The organism is Mycetohabitans sp. B2 (assembly GCF_021733735.1).
Taxonomy (GTDB): Bacteria; Pseudomonadota; Gammaproteobacteria; order Burkholderiales; family Burkholderiaceae; genus Mycetohabitans; species Mycetohabitans rhizoxinica.
On the sequence record NZ_JAHKSP010000133.1, the window covers coordinates 1 to 741 of the forward strand.

The window sequence follows — 741 nt, forward strand, 5'->3', positions numbered from 1 at the left end:
CACTGGAAGCGGCCTGTGCGAAGCTGTTCGTCTCCGAGGCGTACACGAAGTTTTCGATAGACGCACTGCGCATTTACGGCGCACAAGGCTACCTAGCTGAAACCCCTACTGAAAGAGGACTGCGCGACGCCATCGCATCCCTCCTCTATTCAGGAACATCCGATATTCAACGCAACATCATTGCCACCGAACTGGGATTATGAACGGACACAGACAGCGATGCGCCAGCGCAGCGTAGCGATCGAATCAAGCCCGTGTCGCTGTGCGCGCTAAGTGGCCGCGCGAAACGTAGTGCGCGGGTAAGGCAGGCGGGCTGCGGAGGTCGGCGTTTGTTTGCTGTCTCCTTGAATGAGGCGTGGTGCGACAAGGGGTTCGGGGAGCATGGAACAGCCCGCTGATGCCCCGATGGACAAACACCTGGTGTTGCTCGATGACGGCAAATTCTACATCGAGCGCAACTGTAACGGCGAAGCGGCTACCACCAACGGCCTTCTGTTTCGTCGGTGCCTGATCTCTCCAACGACACCTCCCCCTGTCTATCATGACCACGGCTGATCTGTTTGCCGCCCAGCAGCGCACCGATTAAGACCGTTCACCTATTCAATCATTTGAAGCCTGGCTGGCTCGCCAAGCCGGTCAAGTCTACCTGGCCCAACGGCGTGCGTTCGTGCGCTACCTTCAGGCGTGTCGCCTGCCCTTGAGCGCGGCGGCGCCCGACACGATCAGCGTGTACAACATCGA

The 741-nt window shown here is 59.0% G+C and carries 2 protein-coding genes; both read left to right on the plus strand.

The genetic code is table 11. The annotated features are described in order from the left end of the window. Positions 1-203: acyl-CoA dehydrogenase family protein (locus KPG66_RS17075; protein WP_272907120.1), on the plus strand; the 203-nt coding region annotated here is incomplete at its 5' end. Between the two features lie 202 nt (positions 204-405). Further along, positions 406-555, plus strand: coding sequence for a hypothetical protein (locus tag KPG66_RS17080; protein ID WP_237071635.1), 150 nt, complete (start codon positions 406-408; stop codon positions 553-555). Positions 556-741: the final 186 nt, after the last annotated feature.

Excerpts from the sequence above, each read along its gene's own strand:
- KPG66_RS17080 (WP_237071635.1), top strand. The coding sequence starts at position 406 with ATGGACAAACACCTGGTGTTGCTCGATGACGGCAAATTCTACATCGAG.